The sequence below is a fragment of the Arcicella sp. BE140 genome, assembly GCF_031456255.1.
In the GTDB taxonomy this organism is placed as follows: Bacteria; Bacteroidota; Bacteroidia; order Cytophagales; family Spirosomataceae; genus Arcicella; species Arcicella aquatica.
This window is the reverse complement of sequence record NZ_JAVDUE010000002.1, coordinates 158,492-181,562: the sequence shown is the minus strand read 5'-3', so window position 1 is coordinate 181,562 and position 23,071 is coordinate 158,492. Positions and strand designations below refer to the sequence as shown.

Annotated in this window: 18 protein-coding genes; 14 read left to right on the top strand and 4 right to left on the bottom strand. The window is 36.2% G+C overall.

The features are described from left to right. Positions 1–164: 164 nt before the first annotated feature. The 3 genes from J2Y60_RS04115 to J2Y60_RS04105 are packed head-to-tail and all read left to right on the top strand — an operon-like array spanning position 165 to position 3,185. Positions 165–1,244 (top strand): efflux RND transporter periplasmic adaptor subunit, encoded by a 1,080-nt coding sequence (locus J2Y60_RS04115; protein WP_309913672.1) that lies wholly within the window; start codon positions 165–167, stop codon positions 1,242–1,244. After that, positions 1,241–2,500: an FtsX-like permease family protein gene (locus tag J2Y60_RS04110; RefSeq protein ID WP_309913669.1), complete on the top strand. Its 1,260-nt coding sequence runs from the start codon at positions 1,241–1,243 to the stop codon at positions 2,498–2,500. The genes J2Y60_RS04115 and J2Y60_RS04110 overlap by 4 nt, the downstream gene beginning before the upstream one ends. 1 nt (position 2,501) lies before the next feature. Further along, positions 2,502–3,185: an ABC transporter ATP-binding protein gene (locus J2Y60_RS04105; protein WP_309913666.1), complete on the top strand. Its 684-nt coding sequence runs from the start codon at positions 2,502–2,504 to the stop codon at positions 3,183–3,185. 77 nt (positions 3,186–3,262) lie between these two features. On the opposite strand, the gene J2Y60_RS04100 is transcribed toward J2Y60_RS04105, so the two are convergent. Continuing rightward, positions 3,263–4,420: an iron-containing alcohol dehydrogenase gene (locus J2Y60_RS04100; protein ID WP_309913664.1), complete on the bottom strand. Its 1,158-nt coding sequence runs from the start codon at positions 4,418–4,420 to the stop codon at positions 3,263–3,265. Positions 4,421–4,539: 119 nt separating this feature from the next. Next, positions 4,540–6,642, bottom strand: coding sequence for a family 10 glycosylhydrolase (locus J2Y60_RS04095; RefSeq protein WP_309913661.1), 2,103 nt, complete (start codon positions 6,640–6,642; stop codon positions 4,540–4,542). A 166-nt stretch (positions 6,643–6,808) separates the two neighbouring features. Between J2Y60_RS04095 and J2Y60_RS04090 the strand changes: the two genes are divergently transcribed. Beyond that, positions 6,809–7,795: an alpha/beta hydrolase gene (locus J2Y60_RS04090; protein WP_309913657.1), complete on the top strand. Its 987-nt coding sequence runs from the start codon at positions 6,809–6,811 to the stop codon at positions 7,793–7,795. 46 nt (positions 7,796–7,841) lie between these two features. On the opposite strand, the gene J2Y60_RS04085 is transcribed toward J2Y60_RS04090, so the two are convergent. Then, complete coding sequence (locus J2Y60_RS04085; protein WP_309913653.1) at positions 7,842–8,678, bottom strand: universal stress protein; 837 nt, start codon at positions 8,676–8,678, stop codon at positions 7,842–7,844. A 254-nt stretch (positions 8,679–8,932) separates the two neighbouring features. On the opposite strand from J2Y60_RS04085, the gene J2Y60_RS04080 reads away from it, so the two are divergent. Beyond that, positions 8,933–10,342, top strand: coding sequence for a nucleoside hydrolase-like domain-containing protein (locus J2Y60_RS04080; protein WP_309913651.1), 1,410 nt, complete (start codon positions 8,933–8,935; stop codon positions 10,340–10,342). A 67-nt stretch (positions 10,343–10,409) separates the two neighbouring features. Here J2Y60_RS04080 and hemN read toward each other — a convergent pair whose 3' ends face one another. Further along, positions 10,410–11,771, bottom strand: coding sequence for an oxygen-independent coproporphyrinogen III oxidase (hemN, locus tag J2Y60_RS04075; protein ID WP_309913648.1), 1,362 nt, complete (start codon positions 11,769–11,771; stop codon positions 10,410–10,412). Between the two features lie 257 nt (positions 11,772–12,028). Here hemN and ccoS point away from each other — a divergent pair, with 257 nt between their 5' ends. The 9 genes from ccoS (at position 12,029) to J2Y60_RS04030 (ending at position 23,003) form a co-directional block, all read left to right on the top strand. Next, positions 12,029–12,172 carry a cbb3-type cytochrome oxidase assembly protein CcoS gene (gene ccoS / locus J2Y60_RS04070; protein WP_309913645.1) on the top strand — a complete coding sequence of 48 codons (144 nt, stop codon included), beginning with the start codon at positions 12,029–12,031 and terminating at the stop codon, positions 12,170–12,172. Between the two features lie 141 nt (positions 12,173–12,313). After that, positions 12,314–14,446, top strand: a complete 2,133-nt coding sequence (ccoN, locus tag J2Y60_RS04065) for a cytochrome-c oxidase, cbb3-type subunit I (protein ID WP_309913642.1) — start codon at positions 12,314–12,316, stop codon at positions 14,444–14,446. 302 nt (positions 14,447–14,748) lie between these two features. After that, the gene (locus J2Y60_RS04060; RefSeq protein ID WP_309913638.1) at positions 14,749–15,651 is read left to right on the top strand and encodes a cbb3-type cytochrome c oxidase N-terminal domain-containing protein; all 903 of its coding nucleotides are present in this window, start codon (positions 14,749–14,751) and stop codon (positions 15,649–15,651) included. 102 nt (positions 15,652–15,753) lie between these two features. After that, positions 15,754–17,166, top strand: coding sequence for a cytochrome c oxidase accessory protein CcoG (gene ccoG, locus J2Y60_RS04055; protein ID WP_309913635.1), 1,413 nt, complete (start codon positions 15,754–15,756; stop codon positions 17,164–17,166). Between the two features lie 385 nt (positions 17,167–17,551). After that, positions 17,552–17,977: a FixH family protein gene (locus J2Y60_RS04050; RefSeq protein WP_309913632.1), complete on the top strand. Its 426-nt coding sequence runs from the start codon at positions 17,552–17,554 to the stop codon at positions 17,975–17,977. Between the two features lie 76 nt (positions 17,978–18,053). Then, entirely contained in the window at positions 18,054–18,767 is a 714-nt protein-coding gene (locus J2Y60_RS04045; protein WP_309913628.1) for a sulfite exporter TauE/SafE family protein, read from the top strand. Positions 18,768–18,855: 88 nt separating this feature from the next. Continuing rightward, on the top strand, positions 18,856–19,680 hold the full coding sequence (locus J2Y60_RS04040) for a universal stress protein (RefSeq protein ID WP_309913626.1): 825 nt from the start codon (positions 18,856–18,858) through the stop codon (positions 19,678–19,680). Between the two features lie 234 nt (positions 19,681–19,914). Next, positions 19,915–21,816 carry an AAA domain-containing protein gene (locus J2Y60_RS04035; RefSeq protein WP_309914675.1) on the top strand — a complete coding sequence of 634 codons (1,902 nt, stop codon included), beginning with the start codon at positions 19,915–19,917 and terminating at the stop codon, positions 21,814–21,816. A gap of 161 nt (positions 21,817–21,977) precedes the next feature. Beyond that, on the top strand, positions 21,978–23,003 hold the full coding sequence (locus J2Y60_RS04030) for a 2-hydroxyacid dehydrogenase (RefSeq protein ID WP_309913623.1): 1,026 nt from the start codon (positions 21,978–21,980) through the stop codon (positions 23,001–23,003). Positions 23,004–23,071: the final 68 nt, after the last annotated feature.

Here is a 23,071-nt window from a genome sequence, read left to right as displayed (position 1 = left end):
TTAACTAATATTGATTAGAGGTAAATTATACAAGCATTCTTCTATCAAAAACCTCAAAGTTCTCCACGCTCAAGCAGACACCTGTTTCTTTTCTACAACTAAATCGGTACTTTTGATAATTCACTGAAACACATCTTCTTGAGTATATTTCTAATCACAAACACATGAAAATAATATATTTTCTATTTCTTTCCCTCCTACTCTTCTCTTGCAAAAAAACACAAGAACAAACTCAACCAGAGGTAATGAATATTTCTGAATCGGTGTATGCTTCAGGAATCGTGAAAAGTAAAAATCAATATCAGGTATTTTCTAAAGTAAACGGTATTATTGATGAGTTGTATGTAAAAGAGGGAGATTTTGTACAGAAAGGACAGCCTTTGATGAAAATATTTAATCAAACTAGCAAATTAAATACTGAAAATGCTGCACTGATAGTTGAAAATACTGCTATAAATGCCAATGCTGATAAATTGAAAGATTTGAGTATTGCGATAGACTTGGCACATAAAAAACTTCAAAGTGATTCGCTGTTGTTTCTTCGTCAAAGTAACCTTTGGGCTCAACAAATAGGTACAAAAGTAGAGCTTGAACAACGGGAATTAGCCTATTCAAATGCTAAAACAGCCTACCAGTCAGCTATTTTGAAGTATAAAGAACTAAAACGGCAAGTGAATTTCTCAGCGGCGCAATCAAAGAAAAACCTAGCCATTAGCCAGACAATGGAAGCAGACTATACGTTGAAGAGTGAATATACAGGTAGGCTCTATAGTCTTCAAAAAGAAAAAGGTGAAATGGTTAATTTGCAGACTGCCATAGCCGTAATAGGTGATGCCAATATGTTTAGTCTTGAACTACAAGTAGATGAAGATGATGTAGTAAGAGTAAAAATTGGGCAAAAAATCATGGTATCAATGGATAGTTACCAAGGCAAAGCTTTTGAGGCCATAGTGTATGAAATAGACCCTTTGATGAATGAAAAAACGAGGGCTTTTACGGTAAAAGCATACTTTACCAAGCAACCAAAACTATTGTATCCAAACCTAACTGTAGAAGCAAATATTATCATTCAGACCAAACAAAAAGCATTGACCATTCCTAGGAACTATTTGGTAGATGATAGCTATGTACTGAATGAAAAAAATGAGAAAGTTAAAGTAAAAATAGGCTTAAAAGATTATCAGTCTGTAGAAATCATTTCAGGTTTAACCGCACAAGACATCATTTTAAAACCTGCCAAATGAACGCAAAACTCATCATCAGCATAGCCAAATCATTATTATTAGCTCGCTGGCGACAAACGCTAGTAGCGGCTGTGGGTGTTACTTTTAGTATTACGATGTTCATTACGCTGCTAGGATTTATGAACGGTCTAAACGACTTATTAGACAATTTAATCCTAAATCGTACCCCACACGTTAGGCTTTTTAATGAAATCAAAGCCAATAAAAACCAACCTATTGATATTTCAGAACGTTATAAAGCCTATCATAATTTTATTCGTTCTATTAAACCTAGTGGCAATAGCATTGAAATTCGTAATAATGGGCTCATCATGCAGGCACTCCGTAATGATGATAGAGTATTAGGCATTTCACCCAAAATGACAGCTCAAGTATTTTATAACATCGGGGATATCGATATTACTGGTGTAGTAAATGGTATAGATGTAGAAGCCGAAAGCAAACTATTTTTCTTTCAAGACTACGTTACAGAGGGCTCGTCACTTGATTTAAAAAATGTACCTAATAGTATTATTCTTGGAAAGGGAGCAGCAGATAAAATGTTGGCTAAAATTGGTGATGTTATCCAGATTACCACTCCAAAAGGTGAGCGTTTCCCACTGAAAGTCGTTGGTTTTTTTCAATCGGGTATTGTAGAAATTGATAAAGTACAAAGCTATGCATCAATAAAAACGGCACAGAAATTATTAGGGCAAACCAATAGTTATATAACAGACATTCAAGTTAAGCTAAAAGATATGAAACAGGCTCCTGCCTTGAGCAAGGAGTATGCGCATATTTTCAATACCGATGCCGAAGATATTCAAACTGCCAATTCGCAGTTTGAAACTGGGAGTTCTATACGCACGTTGATTTCTTATGCCGTTGGTATCACCTTACTGATTGTGGCAGGTTTCGGGATATACAATATCTTGAATATGATGATTTATGAGAAAATGGATACTATTGCCATTTTAAAAGCAACGGGATTTTCGGGCAAGAATGTGAACAGAATCTTTATTACAATAGCCCTGAGTATTGGATTCTTTGGTGGAATTACGGGTTTGGTTTGTGGTTTTTTGCTCTCTTCTATCATCGACCAAATTCCATTCAATACAGCAGCCTTACCTACCGTAACGACCTATCCAATCAATTATAATCTTAAATTTTACTTAATTGGAATATCCTTCTCGTTAATCACAACCTATTTCGCTGGACTTTTTCCTGCCCGAAAAGCAAGTAAAATTGACCCTGTGGACATTATTAGAGGAAAATAACATGCAACACTCGACCATCATTGAGGCAAAAGCCATCAACAAAAGTTTTCATGACCCCGTAACAATCCCTATATTGAAGGACATTAACTTTTCTATCAATAAAGGTGAGTTTACTTCTATCGTCGGGAAATCAGGCTGTGGCAAATCTACGTTGTTATACATTCTTTCTACGATGGATACAGACTATGAAGGCGAATTGTTGATAGATGGCATTAGTATGCAAGGCAAAAAAGAGCAAGACTTAGCCCGAGTGCGTAATGAAAAGATTGGCTTTGTATTTCAGTTTCATTATTTATTGAATGAATTTACGGTATTAAAAAACGTAATGTTGCCAGGCCTAAAGCTGAATAAATATTCGGAGGAAGAATTAGAACATCGAGCGATGGAACACCTAAGAAAGTTGGGAATTGAAAAACAAGCTTTGAAAAATGCTACACAACTTTCGGGTGGCGAAAAGCAAAGAGTAGCCATTGCCAGAGCCTTAATTAACGACCCGCTGATTATAATGGGCGACGAGCCCACTGGAAACCTTGATAAAAAGAATACAGAAGTAGTTTTTGATATTTTTCAACAATTAGCCACCGAGTATCACCAAGCCCTGCTTATCGTAACGCATGACCCAAGCTTTGCCAGTAGAACTAATAGGATTATTGAGATGGAGGATGGTAGGATTATTAAGAGTTAGAAAAAATACTTCGATTAAGTCAAGTATAAGCTTTGAGATTTCCACTGAAAAACCTCAAAGCTCATCACTAACAACTATCAATAACTCAACTCAACAATTTCTTTCACAATAGCTGGTGTAATATCTTTACGTTCGCCGAGGGCTTTCCAACCTCTTTCTGTAAAACGTTTTTCGATAAAATCTGCTGATTTGGCATAATCGTCAGTGTATTCTGACAAACGAGTTTTTGCCCCTAATTCATGTAAAAATGCTACTGTGCGGTCTATCGCAGCATTGGCTCTTTCTTCCAAAGTTCCTTCGGTAATGTTCCAGACTCTTTGTCCGTATTGTGCTAATTTATCCTTTTTATTCTCGAAGCGTACACGGTATAAATTCGGGAAAATAATCGCCAATGTCATGGCATGATCAATATTATACAAAGCCGTCAGTTCATGACCAATGGCATGTGTAGCCCAGTCGGTAGGTACGCCTTTTTGAATCAAACCGTTCAATGCCATCGTACAACTCCACATAAAATTAGAAGCCGCTTGATAATCGCTAGGGTCTGCCAAAATTTTAGGGGCAACCTCAACTAAGGTTTGTAAAATACTTTCAGCAAAACGGTCTTGTAACAAAGCCCCTGCTGGATAGGTAAGGTATTGTTCTAACACGTGGGTATAAGCATCAACAATCCCATTTAAAAGCTGACGATGTGGAATACTTTTGATTACTTCAGGGTCAAGTACAGAAAATTTTGGAAATAATCCTGGGCCACCCATGCCTAGTTTTTCATGAGTAGATTTTCGAGTAATAACTGCCCCTGAATTCATTTCTGAACCTGTAGCTGGTAATGTTAATACAGTTCCAAAAGGCATTGCTTTAGTAGTACGAACTGGCTTTGTTAAAATCTCCCAAGGGTCACCTTGATAATCTACAGCCGCTACCAAGAATTTTGTACCGTCTATTACCGAACCTCCACCTACAGCTAGTACATAATCTACTTTTTCAGCACGCATGATTTCTACGGCTTTCATGAGGGTTTCATAGCTTGGGTTAGGCTCAATACCCGCAAACTCAATAACTTTTCTACCAGCCAAAGCCTTGGTTACTTGTTCGTAAACGCCATTGGTTTTAATACTTCCTCCACCGTAAGTCATTAAAATAGTGGCATCAGCAGGAATTTCTTTGGTAATTGAGGCTATTTGTCCCTTTCCAAAAAGGATTTTAGTAGGGTTCTGAAAATCAAAATTTAACATGATTATGGTTTTGTTTATAAATAAAATTTTCAGCAAATCTTTTTAATAAAAATGGTTTGCTGATACATATTCAACAAACCACAGCATTGAAAAGTTTTTATCTCTCAAAAATCATAACATCACTTATCTATCACAATTCCCTCATACTCTCCTATCTTAGCTAATTTAAAACTGATAAAGCCTTCTTTCCAAACATATTTTATAGGGGCTTTAGTATTCAAAGAATATACCTTGGTAGGTCTAAAGCTGGTCTTAATTTTAAAAGAACGTTCGTACACAGGTAACGCATCAAAATACGAATTACCACTAAAACCCGTCAGGTTAATTAAGTGCATAATTAGTCCATCTGTATTTTTTGAAGAGACTTTATTTGGGATGTTTTTTCGGTATTCCTGCAAGATTACTTCTATGCGTTCGGGGGAATCGGTTTGTACTAATTCCGTGGCTTGGGGCATAATATAATCTATGGCATCCAACAATATATTTTTATGTTCTTCATATCCATGCAAATAATATAATTTACCCAGATTAATAGGCAAAATTACTGCTTTACTTTTAGGAAATTCTTTTATGGCCATGGCAAAATAATTGGTTGGCTCGTGTCCTCCAATTATTTCTGGCGGGCCGGGTCTGCCTTTGCTTAGAATAGGCAAAAAGGTTTTGTCTGCTCCAGAAAAATCGTATAACCCTAAATTAAATTTCCAGAACAACATCGTTTGCAATTTGAATCTTTTAAAAACGTCAGCATTATCTGGTTTTAAATAAAACCCTGACCCTTCATGGTCTTTATTAATGATTTTTGCCCCAAACAAGCTTTGTAACGTTTCGGGACTATCAAAAAATGTACGATTCGTCGCTATCAAATTGGTGCCTGCACTACTAGTTTCTTGTAGAATTTGTATAGCTTCTGGCTTGAGATAGGTAATTTCTGGAAGGATAATCAACTGATATTGCTTTACTTTCTCAGCTAAATTCGCTATTTGAGCATCTTCAATAATATCAAATGGTATATGAGCTTCTTTCAACATCAATTGAATACCTCTGTATTCTTGCATGGGGTCACCACTTGGCCAAGAACCTGGGGCAATCAAAGCTATTTTGGCTACAGAGGTATAATTACCAAAATAAGCTTCGTGTTTTTTATGAAAAGCATAAATCTTTTTGAAAACAGGGAAATTCCTTTCGTCTTCATACCCACGCATATCTCCCATCATACTCAAATCTAAGCCCGAACCATTAGCGATATTTTCATAAAGTCTAATGCTTACCTCTTCTGGCTCGGCGGCATTGTAGCGTGACTGAAAGGATATTTGTTGAATGCTACTATTACTTATAATGTGGTTTGGAAATGAGTTTCGGGCATTATTCACATTATCAGAGGCAGTATAAGGCCAATAAGGTAAATTACTGGTCTGAGATTCGTGGCGAATAATATCAACGTGTTTATCTAAATAAGTGCAAATAGCAATTTGTTCATTTTTAGACTTTACCAGTTTGTGCAGTTTCTCTGACCAATCTTCAATCGTACTTTTTTTGAATGCCAAGTATTTTTGAAAAACAGGGTCGGCTTTGTCTTCTACAGTCGGTAAAGTCAATCCATTACTATATTCAGCAAAACGTTTTTTATCGTATTCATTTTGGTCAATTCCTTGATATTTTCCCTCATAAGGGTTATTTACTTGATAGCCCGGCATATTCAAGAAAATACCATCTATCGGGAAAAAATCTATTACCTCCTCAATAATTTTAAAGGCTTTGTCCTGCACATACGGAGCATTAATCGATACTACATACATATCAGTATTGATTATTCGCTCATTTTTGGGGGAGATATAACACCAATCTGGATGTGCCTTATAGATACTTTCATGTACTCGACTGAAATCAAAACGAACGATAACTTTGATATTATGCTGATGACATTTCTGTACTACTTCTTTCAACATATTATCTTTCATCCACGGGTTTTTGTAGTGGAAATTTAGCTTGGTATCATAAAATGCCATAATTCCTCCAGCATTGATGATTAAGGTATTGGCAGAAAAAGTTATCAAATCTTTTACTAAAGAATCTGGATTGAGGGTTGCAGCCTCATAAGCAGGAAGGTTGGTTTGGATTACTCGGAGGTTATTTCGTTTCCACCAAAAATCGCTCTTTGAGTCTTGAGAAAATACTAGATTGGTCAAAAAAAGGAATAATACAAATAGGAAAAGCTTTTTCATGTGTTAATGCTTGAGAGTGAACAAAATAAAAGTAAAACAAAAATCTGAAAGTGAAAGTCGGGTTTGTAGGTAATAATCATTTTCTTGTAGCTTATATTTTCAAGATAGACATCAGTTTTTATGAAGTTTGTATATTTACCAAATATTAAAACAAAACCTTATTTACATGAAAAAACTTTTTATTATCGTACTATTATTATGCTTAGTTGAATCGACTTTTGCCCAACAAAAATTTTATCAGATTGGCAATTATCCTTTAGAGAATGGACAGATTCTGAAAGACTGTAAAATTGGCTATCGCACTTTCGGAAAATTAAATGGGGATAAATCGAATGCGATATTAGTGCCTACTTGGTTTACGGGTACGAGCCAACAAAAATCTTTTGTCGCCAATCCAAGTGATATTGCCGACAGCACTAAATACTTTGTCATCGTTGTAGATGCCCTCGGAAATGGCGTTTCCTCCTCTCCTTCTAATAGCGTTAGCCAGAAAGATAAACTTTTTCCAACAATCAGTATTCGAGATATGGTGAATACTGAATACAAATTGGTGAAAGAATCGTTAAAAATCAATCATTTATATGCAGTAACAGGTATTTCAATGGGTGGAATGCAGTCTTTCCAATGGATGGTTAGTTATCCTGATTTTGTTGATAAAATTGTACCTATTATTGGTAGTCCAAAGCAAAGTTCTTATGATAAATTGTATTGGAATCTACAGTTGAACATTATTGAGAGAGGTCAATATGCTAATGAGACGATGAAGACTGTCAATGCCTTACATCAATTAAACTTATGGACGCCTAGTTCCAGAGAAGAAAATACACAGTCGGACGATTATGCCAATTATATCAAAAAGATTGAGGAGGATGCATTGAAGCTAAATCCTTATGATTGGGCGATACAATTAAAGGCAATGATTAATCATGATATTTTTCAAGGGAAAAAGCCAGAAGAAATTGCCACAAAGGTAAAGGCAAAGGTGATGATAGTAGTTGCTACCCAAGACCACATGGTAAATCCACAAGCAGCCATTCGTTTTGGGAAATTATTAAAAGCACCCATCGTAGAACTAACGGGTAATTGCGGACACATGGCTACTTCGTGTGAGGGAGATAAAATGCGAGCCCACATTAAAGGCTTTTTGGATTAGCATTTATATTTAGGCGGTGACTTAGGTCACCGCCTAAATATAAAATTTACAGTTCTTCTTTAAACTGAAACGTAAGTACTGGTAATGGTGAACGAATGATTACTTGTTTAGACTTGCTTGGGTCTATAATTTGGCTGAGAAAATTACGATGATGAGCCGCTAGAACAATCAAATCTGCACCTTGTGCCTTAGCTGCTTTCAAAATTCCATCGGTTACATGTTCGTCCTTCACTTTGCTTATTTCAAAATCTTCTTTAATAAAAGTACCTTTAATCTGGTCAATAAATTGTTGATCTGACTGAATATCAGGTTCAAATGAAGCTTCTACTTTTACAAGATTTACTTTAGCCTTCAATTGACTGGTAATAGCAAACACTTGTGCTAATATGTCACTTTCATCAAACTCTAATTGGGTAGCATATAATACTTGCTTAATGGCTACATTTTCTACATTCTGGGGAATTGCCAGAACAGGAATAGAAGACTTGGCGATAATATGAGCCGCATTGCTTCCTATCAACTTATTCAAAAAGCCTCCTGAACCCGTTCTTCCTATTACCAATAAGTCTATTTCATGTTTTTCAATTACATCAAAAATACCAGAAGTTACATCATTTAATTCTAACACGGTTTCGTATGCTATACCAGCTGCCTCTATCTCTTTTTCAAAAGGAACGAATTTGGCATACATACTTTTAGTCTGCTCATTTAAAGATTCCATCATCAATAAAGAGTCTGCATAGATACCTGGTTCTACATAATAAGGCAAATAGGTATGTACTAAATAGATTTTAGCATCATAAGCTTTTGCTATTAAGATAGCATATTCTAGCGTTTTGTGTGAGTTCTCCGAGAAGTCGGTTGCAACAAGGATGTTTTTCATGGTTTGTAAATTGGTTTAATACAAATTTGTATTTTTTTTTAATTTTTTCAACTAATGAATATCAACCTTTTAACTGAATTTAGTCATATCAGAAGTATTATAATAATATGAATAAAATTCTGTACCAGACATTCTCTAACAAAAGCCATACCTCTTTGTATATTTACCTAAGCTTTTTAGTTTATTGGCAAACAACTATGTATCAACTTGCCTTACTACTATGGCAAAAAACAATCTCTTAAAAACTAAATAACATGAAAAAATGCTTACTCTTGCTTTTATTTTTTTTGTGCACTTTCACAACCTTTTGCCAAACATTCCAAAAATTACGTGTATTAGTGCTGACCGATATTGAAGCTGACCCTGATGATTCGCAGTCTTTAGTAAGATTTTTGACTTACGCCAATCAGTGGGATATTGAAGGTTTTATTGCTACTACTTCTATTCATCAAAAAGACATGGTAGCCCCTGAAAGTATTCATGCCACTTTAGATGCCTATGGAAAAATTCAAGCAAATTTATTAAAACATGAGCAAGGCTATCCTACCGCAACCGTGCTCAAGGCAAAAGTAAAGAAACATCTCGCCTTGTATGGTATGGAAGGTGTGGGCGAAGGAAAGGATTCTGAAGGTTCAGATTTAATCATTAAGACCCTTGAACAAAAAGATAGCCGTCCTGTTTGGATTCCTGTTTGGGGTGGCACTAACTGCTTGGCACAGGCTCTTTGGAAAATACGAAAAACCAAAAATAGCAAAGAGGCACAAATACTTTACGATAAAATAAGGGTGTACACGATTTCAGATCAAGATGACTCAGGGCCTTGGATTCGGAAAAACTTCCCAAGTATTTTTTACATCGTAACGCCAGGGTATAATTATTCAAAAGCTACTTGGTTGGGCATTGCTTTTGGTTTACCGGGTTCTAATACAGAAGTAGTAAGTAGCGATTGGCTGGCTAAAAACATTCAGCAAGGACACGGAGCTTTAGGAACTACCTATCCTGATGTTGCTTATGGCATGGAAGGCGACACGCCATCTTTTTTATCATTAATCAATAATGGATTGAACACCCCCGAGAAACCTAATTTTGGAGGTTGGGGTGGCCGATATGAACTATATCTGCCTGAGTTTGAAGATTCAAACACGGGGATGTTTAAAAGAGCAAATTGGCCAAAAGATGAACCTGAAACTCGACCAATATGGACAAATGCTAAAGATTCGATTGTTTCTATTATCGACAAAAAGACCTATGTCGGTAATAAAGAAACAATATGGAGATGGAGAGAAGCTTTTCAAAATGACTTCGCTGCCAGAATGCTTTGGTGTACCAAAGATTATAAAGGGGCGAATCACCCACCTATTCCTAAGCTTAAACACGCTGAAGAAATCACAGTTAAAGCTGGGCAATTATTTTATTTAGATGCCTCTCCAACTACTGACCCTGATGGTGATTCTGTCAGTTTTCTTTGGTTTCAGTATCCAGAAGCAGGCACTTATAAAGGGTTGGTAAGCCATAAACCCTATGCTGCCAATTTGAAAAGATTACCAGTAACAGCTCCATTGGTCAATTCAGCAGAAAGTGTTCACTTTATTTTAGCTGTAAAAGACAAAGGAACACCCGCTCTAACAAGGTATAAAAGAGTAATTATCAATATTGTTCCTTGATGATTGTTCTATAAAGCTTATTCCAACCCTGTAGAATTATTCAGATTGGAATAAGCTTTATAAAATCCTAAACAGTCTGCGAAAATAGTTTTCTTTCGGTATTTTCTTGCAACATCCTTTTATCAAAAGCCATACATATATTACGAATAAAAGGTCGCCCTGCTGGGTTTACTTTTAACGAATTGGCATCATAAGTCAATAGTCTGTCCTGCTTAAAGCCTTCTAGCTTTTCAAACAGTGCTTGTTTTTCTTCAAAACTAAATTCATCATCTGTCCACGAAGTAGCAAACTGACACATAATATCAAGTATCTGTTGACGAACGGTTAAATCCTCCTCTGTCAGAATATGTCCTTTCAAAATCGGCAGTTTATTATTCGCTATCATGTCTTGGTATTCGTCAATATCCTTTACATTTTGCGAAAAAGCGTTCCAAGAATCACTAATGGATGATACTCCTAAACCTAACAATACTTTTGTTTGGGTAGTAGTATATCCCATAAAGTTTCTGTTTAAAGTCCCCTGTTGCATGGCTTTATACATAGCATCGTGCGGTAACGCAAAATGATCCATCCCTATTTCAGCATACCCGTTTTCTTCAAAAAGCATCCTACCTGTTTCATAAAGCTTGCGTTTTTGTTCAGCCGAAGGTAAATCTTCGTCTTTAAAACCTCGCTGACCACTTCCTTTTATCCAAGGCACATGCGCATAAGAATAAAAAGCCAAGCGGTCGGGTTGCAACTCAATCGTTTTAGCAATAGTGTCCTCAATAGAAGATACCTGCTGAAAGGGTAAGCCAAAGACTAAATCGTGACTAATAGACTCATAACCGATGGCTCTACTCCATTCTGTCACTTGCTTTACATTTTCGAATGGTTGTATTCTATGAATAGCTTTTTGAACGACAGGGTCATAATCTTGTACCCCAAAGCTTACTCTTTTAAAGCCTAAATCATATAATGTTTTTAAGTGTTGGTATGAAGTATTATTGGGATGGCCTTCAAAACTAAATTCATAAGCTGAATTAATAGTAGCATGTTTTATAATACCATTTATTAATAAATCTAGCTTTTCTGGAGCAAAGAAACTCGGCGTTCCGCCACCCAAATGAATTTCTGTAATGTTCGGTTTTTCAGAAAAATGATTTAAATATAATTGCCATTCTTTCAAAACGGCCTCTATATAAGGTTTTTCTACCTGATGATTTTTAGTAATGCGCTTATTACATCCACAAAAAGTACAAAGACTTTCACAATAGGGAAGATGAATGTATAGACTAATGCCCGTAGCGGTATTGGTAGTTTCAAAAGTATTATTTAAAGAAGACACCCATGCATTTTCTCCAAAACTATCATCCTGCCAGAAAGGTACCGTCGGGTAGCTTGTATAGCGTGGGCCGGGCACATTGTATTTACTAATTAATGTATTCATAAGTAGTGATTAGTAAACAGAGATTAGTGATTGACTGTGCTTGCCTAAAAGTTATCATTTGTTTACGATAGATGATAACGTCGTTTAAATTATATTGATTACTTAGCTCAAAATTAGCTTTAAGTCCTTACCAAGTCTTATGATTTTTATCAGTTTAGTTACTGATAAATCCTTGTGTAGGCTCTGACTTATCTCATGGGCAAAGCAAGTCTTTTAGGCGAATTTTGAGGCATAAATAATGCTAAAATCTTCAAAAAATGCAAGTTATCTTCTTTATGATTGGTATAAGTTTATTGATGGCCTTAGGTTTTCTGGGGGCTTTCTTCTGGTCGATGTCTAAAGGACAAAATGATGATTTACATACACCCGCTATGCGGATTTTATTTGAAGACAAAGACTAAAACCCTTCCCACCATGAAAAACAACATACAAAATCAAAACAGTCAAGAACAGAAAAAATGTACCTGCGACAAAGACTGTAAACGTTGCAAAGCCCTTAAAGAAATTGACTTTGAGCTAATTAACCAGAAATAAATAATATTATGTCAGCGATCAATACCAATGTAGAACATTTTGAGTACGATAATAAAATCGTCCGAAATTTTGCACTTGCCTCTATTATTTTTGCTATAGTGGGCTTGCTAGTCGGAGTACTTATTGCCACTCAACTCTTTATGCCTTCTGCCAACATTACGCAATACTTTACTTTTGGCCGTATTCGTGCATTACACACTAATGCTGTAATTTTTGCCTTTGTAGGAAATGCTATTTTTGCAGGAATTTATTATTCTTTACAACGTCTTTGTAAAGCCCGTTTGTTTAGCGACTTACTGTCGAAGATTCACTTTTGGGGTTGGCAATTAATTATTCTAGCGGCTGCCATTACGCTTCCTTTAGGGATGACTACCTCTAAAGAATATGCTGAATTAGAATGGCCTATCGATATAGCCATTGCCTTGATTTGGGTAGTATTTGGTATCAATATGTTTGGTACTATTCTAAAACGCCGTGAACGTCACTTATACGTAGCCATCTGGTTTTATATAGCTACCTTCGTTACAATTGCCCTATTGCATATAGTTAACTCGTTGGCTATTCCTATTTCATGGACAAAAAGCTATTCAATTTACGCAGGTGTACAAGATGCTTTGGTACAATGGTGGTACGGACACAATGCCGTAGCATTCTTCCTAACCACACCATTTTTAGGTTTGATGTATTATTTCCTTCCTAAAATGGCTAACCGTCCTGTATATTCTTATAAATTATCAATTCTTCACTTTTGGTCATTGATTTTCTTATATATCTGGGCAGGACCACACCACTTACTTTATACAAGCTTACCCGACTGGGCACAATCATTAGGAACTGTTTTCTCTATCATGCTGATTGCTCCATCTTGGGGTGGTATGATTAACGGTTTGCTTACGCTACGTGGTGCTTGGGATAGTGTACGAGAAGACCCTCGATTAAAAATGATGGTAGTAGGTATTACGGCCTACGGTATGGCTACTTTTGAAGGGCCGATGCTTTCGTTGAAAAACATCAATGCTATTGCTCACTATACCGACTGGATTCCTGCACACGTACACGTAGGAGCGTTGGGGTGGAATGGCTTCCTTTCATTCGCCATCATGTATTATATGATTCCTAAGATTTATGGAAACCAGATGTTCTCTAAAAAATTGATGAACGCTCACTTCTGGTTAGGTACTTTAGGAATTTTGTTCTGGGCTGTGCCAATGTATATCGCTGGTTTTACTCAAGGTATGATGTGGAAAGAATTTACAGCAGAAGGTAATTTAAAATATGCCAACTTCTTGGAAACTACGCTACAGATTATTCCAATGTATATGATGCGTGCTTTGGGTGGTGTTTTCTACTTATCTGGTGCTTTAATTGGTGCTTACAACATCTTCAAAACGATGCTTGTTGGTAAATTAGTAGCCAACGAAGCTGCTCAGGCGCCTGCACTTGAAAAAGTATTTGTAGCACAAGGAACCGATACTTACTGGCATAGATGGCTCGAACGCAAACCAATGCCTTTGTTAGTAGGTGCTTTAGTAGTGGTAGCGATAGGGTCTTTAATTGAGCTGATGCCTACTTTAATGGTAAAATCTAATGTGCCAACCATCGCTTCGGTAATGCCTTATACACCTTTAGAACTACAAGGTAGAGATTTATACATTCGGGAGGGTTGTGTTTCTTGTCATAGTCAGATGATTCGTCCTTTCCGTTCAGAAACTGAAAGATATGGTGAATATTCTAAAGCAGGCGAATTTGTGTACGACCACCCATTTTTGTGGGGTTCTAAAAGAACAGGGCCAGATTTACATCGCGAGGGTGGAAAGTACCCAGATTCTTGGCACTATCACCACATGCGTGAACCAAGCTCTATGTCGCCCGGCTCTATTATGCCAAATTATGAGTGGTTGTTAACGCAAACGCTGAATAGCTCAAACACCAAAGACAAACTAAAAGCCATGAAGACTTTAGGCGTGCCTTATGATGAATACGCTATCGAGCATGCTGATGAAGACCTTAAAATTCAGGCAAAAGGTATTGCAGATAACTTAGCCAAAGAGGGTATTAAAGTTACTCCAGACAAGGAAATCATCGCATTGATTGCTTATCTGCAAAGGATAGGTACTGATATTAAAAAAGGAGAGAAATAAAACCCCCTTCCCGTTATTATCATTCAAGTATCTGATAATCAAGAAATACACCAATTATTCTCTCTGCGTGTCTTTCCCTCCTCTTAACGAGGAGGGGGCAGAGGGTGAGGTTCTTTTTTTAAACAACTAAAAAGATGTTCAGACAATTGCTAAATAAAGTTCAAGGAGCGGATGTTCCTATGATTACTTCTCTTCTGATATTTTTTGTGTTTTTTTTAATGGTCGGAGTATATCTGTTCATTATTGATAAAAAACACCTTCAATATATGAGTCACTTACCCCTAGAGGAAAACAATTAAGCGATGAAAAAGATATATATATTCTCATTTTTATTAGGCTCGCATCAAATATTTGCAGCCGATACTCCCCAAAAAGAGTACTTTTTCGGTGGTATCAAAACTGGCGAAGACCTCCTCATGGTCTCGTTATTGGGCATTTTAATCATTGTCTGTATCATTATTTGTTTCCTTGCCTACGGATTACAGCAAAAAGTGAATGCTTTTTTGAAGCCTACTCTGCAAATTGATGAGGCTTATGAGCAAGCCATGCAAAATCGTACTTTCTGGCAAAAATTAGCCAGTTTGAAGCCTTTGTCAATGGAAAAAGACTTGGAAATGGAGCATAAGTATGATGACATTGCCGAGTTGGACAACCCTACTCCTCCATGGTTTATGTACCTTTTCTATGCTACTATCATATTCGGAGTTGTCTATTTAATAGGTTTCCATATCATTGGTAATGGTAAAATTATGGTCACTGAATATACAGAGGAGGTAACGATTGCGGAGAAAGCTCGTGAGGAATACATGAAGAAATTTGCCAATGCTGTTAATGAAGACAATGTAAAAGCTTTAGGAGACCCTAAGTCTTTGGCAAATGGGGCTAAAATTTATACCCAAAACTGTGTGGCTTGTCACGGAGAAAAGGCTGAAGGGAAAGTTGGACCAAACCTTACTGACGAATTTTGGCTACATGGTGGCTCTGCAAAAAATATATTTCATACCATTACCGAAGGTGTACCCGAAAAAGGGATGATTTCATGGAAAAAATCACTAAACCCTATTCAAGTACAGGAGGTACTTAGTTATATCGTTTCATTGAAAGGTACTAATCCACCGAATCCGAAAGAACCTCAGGGAGAAAAATATGACCCATCTGAAGCTTCGGTAGATTCAACAGCTAACAAAACCACAAGTGTTCATTAAAGTAAAATTGATACGATCCCCTAAGCGTAAAACACACTTAGGGGATTTGCTTTCTAACATTAAACAGATAAAATCGTGATACGATTATTATCTACAACAAATATGAAACAGGCAAAAATTGATACAAGCAATTACCGCGACCACCTCTCGAATGTTACAGAAACTGGTAAGCGTATCTGGATTTATCCTCGTATTGTCATCGGAAATTTTTATAAACTTCGAACCTACTTTTCATGGTTATTATTAGGTCTACTTTTCGGTCTTCCTCTTATTGAAGTAGATGGTCACCCTGTGTTTATGTTTAATGTTATTGAAAGAAAATTCATCTTTTGGGGAGTAACTTTTTTCCCACAAGATTTCCATTTAGTAGCCATTGGTTTACTTACTTTTATTGTATTCGTCATTCTCTTTACAGTTATTTTTGGTAGAATTTGGTGCGGGTGGGCTTGTCCTCAAACTATTTTTATGGAAATGCTCTTTAGAAAAGTGGAGGTATTAATAGAGGGCGACCATAATGCCCAAAGAAGATTGGATGCCGAAACTTGGACGACCGAAAAAATCTGGAAGAAGACCCTTAAACACAGTATTTTTGTATTGCTTTCTTTCTTGATTGCCAATACTTTTTTGGCCTATATTATTGGTAAAAGAGCGTTATTTACAATCATCCTTGATAATCCACTCGACCACCTCGCAGGGCTTTTCGCTATCATTATTTTTACGGCTGTTTTTTATTTTGTATTTGCTCGTTTTCGCGAATTGGTCTGTATTGTAGTTTGCCCGTATGGACGCTTGCAGGGTGTTATGCTTGATAAAAAGTCGATTGTTGTTGCGTATGATTTCATCAGGGGTGAACCTCGTGGAAAAAAACAAACTGTTGAAGAAAAAAAGGTAGCTCCTGTAGCACATGGCTCTTGTATAGATTGTAAAATATGCGTACAAGTTTGCCCAACAGGTATCGACATTCGCAATGGCACGCAATTAGAATGCATAGGTTGTACTGCTTGTATTGACGCCTGCGATGAGGTAATGGATAAAATCAGCGAACCGCGCGGATTGATTCGCTATGCTTCTCAGGAGGGTATCGAGCAAAAAACAAAACTAACATTCAATGCCAGAATTGCTTCTTACTCTTTTATATTGGTGGCTTTATTAAGCATTCTGGGTTATTTATTAATGACCAGAAACATTATTGAAACCACTATCCTAAGGGCACAAGGGCTTACTTATCAGGAAAATAAAAACGGGACGGTTTCAAATCTTTATAACGTACAGGTATTGAATAAAAGTTATAAAACTATGCCCGTACAATTTAGGATAAATCAGCAAAATGCACAGATTAAAATGATTGGAAAAGCTTTGGTAGTTCAGCCAGGGGAATTAGCAGAATCATCGTTTTTCATAGAAATTCCGACTAAATCTCTCACTGATGGAAGTGTAAAAGTGGACATCGAGATAATTTCAGAGGGCAAAGTAATTGATCATGTAAAAACAAAATTCCTCGGTCCGATTCTTTAGGGGACTTTAGGATTTTTAGACTTTAGGACTTGAGGATGTTAGACTTGAAGACTTTAGGATTATGGACTTTAGGATTGTGGACTTTAGGACGCTAGACTTGAAGACATTAGACGCTAGACTTTTGGATTTAGGGATAATTAAGATAGATAAAATTTAGGTATAAGAGTTTGTAGCTACTATGTTCTAAACATAAAATGTCTAATACTTAAAATTTAGCATCTAAAATCCGGCGTCTAATGTCTTCAAGTCTAGCGTCCTAAAGTCCACAATCCTCAAGTATAGCGCCCCAAAATCCAAAAAATAACTCTTTTCATACAAAAGACTAACAAAACTCATATCTTTTTATTGTTTAATACTATAGCTTTGAATCATAAAAATAACCAATATGAACTGGGGAAAATCAATCATTTTATGTTTTATACTTTTTGCTAGCTTTATTGGCACCATGGCCTATAGAATGTCAACTGCCAAGGTAGATTTAGTAAATAAAGATTACTATAAAAACGAAATAAACTATCAAGAACAAATTAATAAAAGGAAGAATTCATCCAATTTCAATGCTGTTAATATCATGACTTATTCATCTGATAATCAAACATTAAGGATTGCATTTCCAACAAATGTAAATAATGGAGCTATCACTTTCTTCAGGCCTTCTGACAAACGTTTAGACTTTACAGTACCTGTTAAAAAAGAACCTGTTTTCAATTATTCCACCGAAAAGTTAGAAAAAGGCAAATGGAAAGTACAGGCTACTTGGACAGACGGAATCAGAGAATATTACCTAGAAGATGAATTTGTTGTTCGTTGAGTAAAAGTAAAGATTATGCTTTAACCATTTTTTTATAGATACGGATTTACAATCCGTTCAAGCTTGAATTGATATAATGAATGTTCTTTTTTCCATAGCTTTTATGACGGGTCTGGCTGGCAGTTTTCATTGTGTTGGTATGTGTGGTCCTATTGCTTTAGCCTTACCCGTCGGAAAGCTTTCTTATATTCAAGCTACCCTTTCAAGAATATTTTATAACCTTGGGCGAACGGTTACTTACGGAATACTAGGCTATATTTTTGGATATTTCGGAGGACAAATTTTTGTAGCAGGCTTTCAGCAACAGTTATCTATTTCAATTGGTTTGTTGATGCTCATTTTTATGATTCCCAACAAATTAATTACGTTCTATCCTTTTCAAAAAATACCTTCTTTGATAAAAAGAAGTTTCGGTTCGTTAATAAATACCCATTCACTAATTAATTTCGCATTTTTAGGAATGCTAAATGGACTTTTGCCGTGTGGAACTGTATACCTAGCATTGGCTGGTGCTACAGTTACCACATCGCCCATTGAAGGAGCTATATTTATGGCTTTTTTTGGTTTGGGAACTTCCCCACTAATGTTTTCAGTTAGTATTCTACCTAAGTTTTTAAGTTTAACTGCTCGACAAAAGATTAATAAATATTTACCAGTATATTCTTTTGTATTAGCGTCTTTTTTTATTGTTCGAGGATTGAACCTAGGAATTCCTTATATTAGTCCAAAATTTGAAAAAGTACCCCTTAGCCAAAAAATTACAGATTGTCACGGAAAAATAAATAATTAACAAAAAATATTCATACTTATCTGCTTTCGTGCTCGTTAATATTATATACGGCTTCGCTAAATCAAGCCTGATTTAAACAAATACAGTCATGAAAAAAATACTTGTTCCAACCGACTTTTCAAACCTTTCCCTACTTGCATTAGATGCAGCGGTTGAGATTGCACAACAATCAAAAGCGGAAATTTTACTTTTCCATGCCCAGCCTTTACATTATATGGTAAGTGCTGATCCATTTCCAGTAACAATGTTGCCAAATTTAGATTTGGATTTATATAAATATGAGGTAGAAGATGCAACTAAGAAATTACACGAAATTGCAGACGCACCTATTTACGATGGCGTAACTATTACTCCTATTTTAGCAGATAGTTACTTACCCATTGAAGATGCCATTACTCAACAATCGGATGTAGATTTAATTGTGATGGGTTCGACGGGCGCTGATGGCTGGAAAGATTTATTAAGTCATTCAAACGCTGAATCTGTTATCAGAAATTCGCATTGCCCAGTGTTAATCGTAAAGCAAACTGAGAAGAAATTCAAGATGAAACGCATTATGGTAGCGGTAGACTTTGAGACTAAAATTACAGCCAGTTTTATTCATAAACTACAAGCTACTAAAGCTAAATTAACGTTTGTGTTCATTAACACGCCAGATGGTTTTGAAGATAGTCATACTACTACCGAAAAGATGTTTAAACTCGGGGAAGAGTTAGGCATTAAAGAAATCGATTTCTTGATTTACAACTACTATAACATTGCCAAAGGAATTGTAGCTTGTGCCAAAGATATGAAAACTGACATGGTTGTATTAACAACTAACGGCAGAAAAGGCTTGAGCTTATTATTTGCTGGTAGTATTACGGAAGATGTAGTCAATCATTCTGATATTCCTGTATTAGCACTGGTTTAAATCAAATACTATTGACGGCTTGCAAAGCGACTTTTTCAGGGGAAAGAGTCGCTTTTGTTTTTAAATATTTTATAGCCACTTATCAACACCGCCATGATGGGAGCAAGTCATCGTTCTTCTTTCATTATTGTCTATCCTTTATTTTTATACCCGAAAGCTTTATCAAGAAAAGCTTACATAGCCTTCATTTAAACAGATTTCTTTATGAAAGTCAATAATCCATTACCTTTGTATATGGATTATTTTAAAAAACTACTCAACTTACTAAAAACTGAGCGCGACGAAAGCCTAAATCAGTATATACAACTTACCGAAAAATCATCCGTAAGCGAACGCAGAGCAAACGGACTAACGTGGTATCCGATTGCTATAAGAGGTTCTGAAATTGGCCGTGGAGACTATTTAACGGTTGAAATTGAACGTACTACTCATCATGACCTTTCTCATCAATTCAGGTTTGGCATGCCTGCGGTGCTTTTTAGTAATCATGATCCTCAAGCAGATAGAATAGAAGGTACAATTACCCATCAAAATGCCAATCATTTAAAAATCACCCTCAAAACAGATGAACTACCTGACTGGAGCCGAGATGGCAAACTAGGCATTGATGTCTTGTTTGATGACAATAGTTTTGATGAAATGCAGGCTGCTCTTAAGCAAGCCGCTGCCCTCAGCGAACAAGCTAATACAAATTTGGTAAAAGTACTTATCGGAGAAAAAACCCCTACTTTTCAAACAGACATTAAAACAGTTTCTGTTCCTAGTTTAAATACTTGGCAAAATGAGGCTGTCAATAAAATATTAGCTGCGAACGAACTAGCCATTATTCACGGCCCTCCGGGTACGGGTAAAACCACTACGCTGATTCAAGCGATTAAAGCCCTTATCCAACGAGATAATCAAAAAATTCTAGTAGTAGCACCAAGCAATACCGCTGTAGATTTACTCAGCGAAAAATTGCATGAAGAAGGGCTAAATGTATTGCGTGTTGGAAATCCAGCTAAAGTAAATGAAAAGCAATTGGCCCTTACGCTTGATAGCAAAATGGCTGACCATACGATGCTTCGTGATGCTAAAAAACTTAAAAAACAGGCTCAGGAATACAAAAATATGGCACATAAGTACAAGCGTAGTTTCGGCAAATCTGAAAGAGACCAACGCAAACTACTTTTTGATGAAGCCCATAAAATCATGAAAGAAGTCGGTAATAACGAACAGTACATCATTGATGACATCGTAGGCAAAGCACAAATCATTACCGCTACTTTGGTGGGGGCTACTCACTACACAGTTAGAAATCTAAAATTCGATACCGTAATTATTGATGAAGCTGGTCAAGCCCTTGAACCTGCCTGTTGGATTCCTATTCTAAAAGCACAGAAAGTAGTATTGGCGGGTGACCACTGTCAGTTACCGCCTACTATCAAATCAAGTGAGGCGGCCAAAGATGGACTAAACAATACCTTATTAGAAAAATGTATTGCTTTACATCCCGAAGCAGTTACTTTATTGGCCGAGCAATATCGTATGAATGAGCAGATTATGGGCTATTCTTCTAAAGTATTTTATCACAACAGACTAAGGGCTCATGCTTCGGTGGCTAAACGTACCCTCAAGAGTGATAATACTCCTTTACTATTCATTGATACTGCGGGCTGTGGGTTTGAAGAAAAAATAGAAGGTACAAGTTCCACTAATCCTGAAGAAGCAATGTTATTGATAAAACATCTTAGCCTTTTTAGTGACGAATTGGCATTGGAATACAAACCAGAAGATTTCCCGACTGTTGCAGTTATTTCCCCTTATAAACAGCAAATAAAGTTATTAAATGAGCAATTGCTCCATACGCCTGCGTTGCAAATATTTACGGATAAAATATCCGTGAATACCATTGATAGTTTCCAAGGACAAGAGCGTGACATTGTCTATATCAGCATGACGAGGAGCAACACAGAAGGAGTTATTGGCTTTTTATCAGACATTCGCAGGATGAATGTAGCGATGACCCGTGCTAGAAAAAAATTAGTAATTATTGGCGATAGTGCCACGTTGGCTCAGTTTCCTTTTTATTCAGATTTTATAGAATATACTGAAAGCCTAAATGCCTACCAAAGTGCATGGGAATTCATTAATTGATTTTACTGTCTTCAATCAATAATTCTACTAACAAATATCATAGTTTAGGGGTAAACAAGGGTGTAATTTTGACATAACAAAAACGGAGAATGACTAATTATTTATCTGTTTTTCAATACTTTAAGCAATAGCAAAATTATCACTCCATTAAACCTAAATCCATGAAGACTTTTTTTTATAGCGTCAAAGAGTTCGAAAAACCATACCTTTTAAATGCGAATCTCAATACACATGAAGTTAGTTTAAGTACTCAGAGTTTAGCAGTTGAAACCGCCATTTTATCTGCTGGCTATGAGGCAATTTCAGTGTTCACTAATGATGATGCATCGGCGGAAGTCTTAGCGCTTCTTCGAGAGAATGGTGTTAAATATATTGCTACAAGGTCAGTAGGAACAGACCACATCGACCTTGTAGCAGCTAAACAAATGGATATTAAAGTTGGCAATGTTCCTGCCTACTCGCCTTATTCAATAGCAGAACATACTATTGGTATGATGCTGGCATTGAATAGAAAATTGATATTAGCAAATGCCAATGCTCATCAATATCAATTTGATTTAGCTCCATTAATTGGCTTCGATATGCACGGCAAAACGGTAGGTATTATTGGCTTAGGAGAAATCGGTTCGATTGTCGCAAAGATTCTACATGGTTTTGGTTGTAAAGTATTAGTTTATGATGTTGTTCAAGATTCCAAAAAGGCTGAAACATTACATTTTACGTATGTTACATTAGACACTCTTTATGCGGAGGCTGATATTATCACTTTGCATGTGCCTTTTACAGCACAGACTAAATACTTGATTAACCAAGAAAGTATTAATAAAATGAAAAACGGAGTAATGTTGATTAATACAAGTAGAGGTGGAATTGTTAATACTAAAGATATTCTTAAGGCCTTAATATCTGGCAAAATTGGATATTTAGGCTTAGATGTTTACGAAAATGAAAGAGGTATATTTTTTAAAAACCATCAACCTCAAGAGAAAAAAGATCAGCTTTTATTGACATTAATGCAATTAGAGAATGTACTGATTACAGGACATCAGGCATTTTTAACGAATGAAGCTTTAACCAATATTGCGGATAAAACCATCGAAAATTTAAGCGATTGGGAAAAGGAATATTATAAAGAGTGTAATTCAAAAATAGGTAAAGTTGTACATTTAGAAGAATTATTACATTAGTTTTAGGGTGGATATATGAAAAAGGCTTCCGAATTCGGAAGCCTTTTTGTTAATAGCTTACTTTTTAC

Coding starts and splice junctions, on each gene's coding strand:
- J2Y60_RS04090 (WP_309913657.1), top strand. CDS start 6,809: ATGAAAAAACTTTTTATTATCGTACTATTATTATGCTTAGTTGAATCG.
- J2Y60_RS04050 (WP_309913632.1), top strand. CDS start 17,552: ATGAACTGGGGAAAATCAATCATTTTATGTTTTATACTTTTTGCTAGC.
- J2Y60_RS04115 (WP_309913672.1), top strand. CDS start 165: ATGAAAATAATATATTTTCTATTTCTTTCCCTCCTACTCTTCTCTTGC.
- J2Y60_RS04080 (WP_309913651.1), top strand. CDS start 8,933: ATGAAAAAATGCTTACTCTTGCTTTTATTTTTTTTGTGCACTTTCACA.
- ccoN (WP_309913642.1), top strand. CDS start 12,314: ATGTCAGCGATCAATACCAATGTAGAACATTTTGAGTACGATAATAAA.
- J2Y60_RS04060 (WP_309913638.1), top strand. CDS start 14,749: ATGAAAAAGATATATATATTCTCATTTTTATTAGGCTCGCATCAAATA.
- J2Y60_RS04095 (WP_309913661.1), bottom strand. CDS start 6,642: ATGAAAAAGCTTTTCCTATTTGTATTATTCCTTTTTTTGACCAATCTA.
- J2Y60_RS04040 (WP_309913626.1), top strand. CDS start 18,856: ATGAAAAAAATACTTGTTCCAACCGACTTTTCAAACCTTTCCCTACTT.
- J2Y60_RS04100 (WP_309913664.1), bottom strand. CDS start 4,420: ATGTTAAATTTTGATTTTCAGAACCCTACTAAAATCCTTTTTGGAAAG.
- ccoS (WP_309913645.1), top strand. CDS start 12,029: ATGCAAGTTATCTTCTTTATGATTGGTATAAGTTTATTGATGGCCTTA.
- ccoG (WP_309913635.1), top strand. CDS start 15,754: ATGAAACAGGCAAAAATTGATACAAGCAATTACCGCGACCACCTCTCG.
- J2Y60_RS04105 (WP_309913666.1), top strand. CDS start 2,502: ATGCAACACTCGACCATCATTGAGGCAAAAGCCATCAACAAAAGTTTT.
- J2Y60_RS04110 (WP_309913669.1), top strand. CDS start 1,241: ATGAACGCAAAACTCATCATCAGCATAGCCAAATCATTATTATTAGCT.
- hemN (WP_309913648.1), bottom strand. CDS start 11,771: ATGAATACATTAATTAGTAAATACAATGTGCCCGGCCCACGCTATACA.
- J2Y60_RS04045 (WP_309913628.1), top strand. CDS start 18,054: ATGAATGTTCTTTTTTCCATAGCTTTTATGACGGGTCTGGCTGGCAGT.
- J2Y60_RS04085 (WP_309913653.1), bottom strand. CDS start 8,678: ATGAAAAACATCCTTGTTGCAACCGACTTCTCGGAGAACTCACACAAA.
- J2Y60_RS04035 (WP_309914675.1), top strand. CDS start 19,915: ATGGATTATTTTAAAAAACTACTCAACTTACTAAAAACTGAGCGCGAC.
- J2Y60_RS04030 (WP_309913623.1), top strand. CDS start 21,978: ATGAAGACTTTTTTTTATAGCGTCAAAGAGTTCGAAAAACCATACCTT.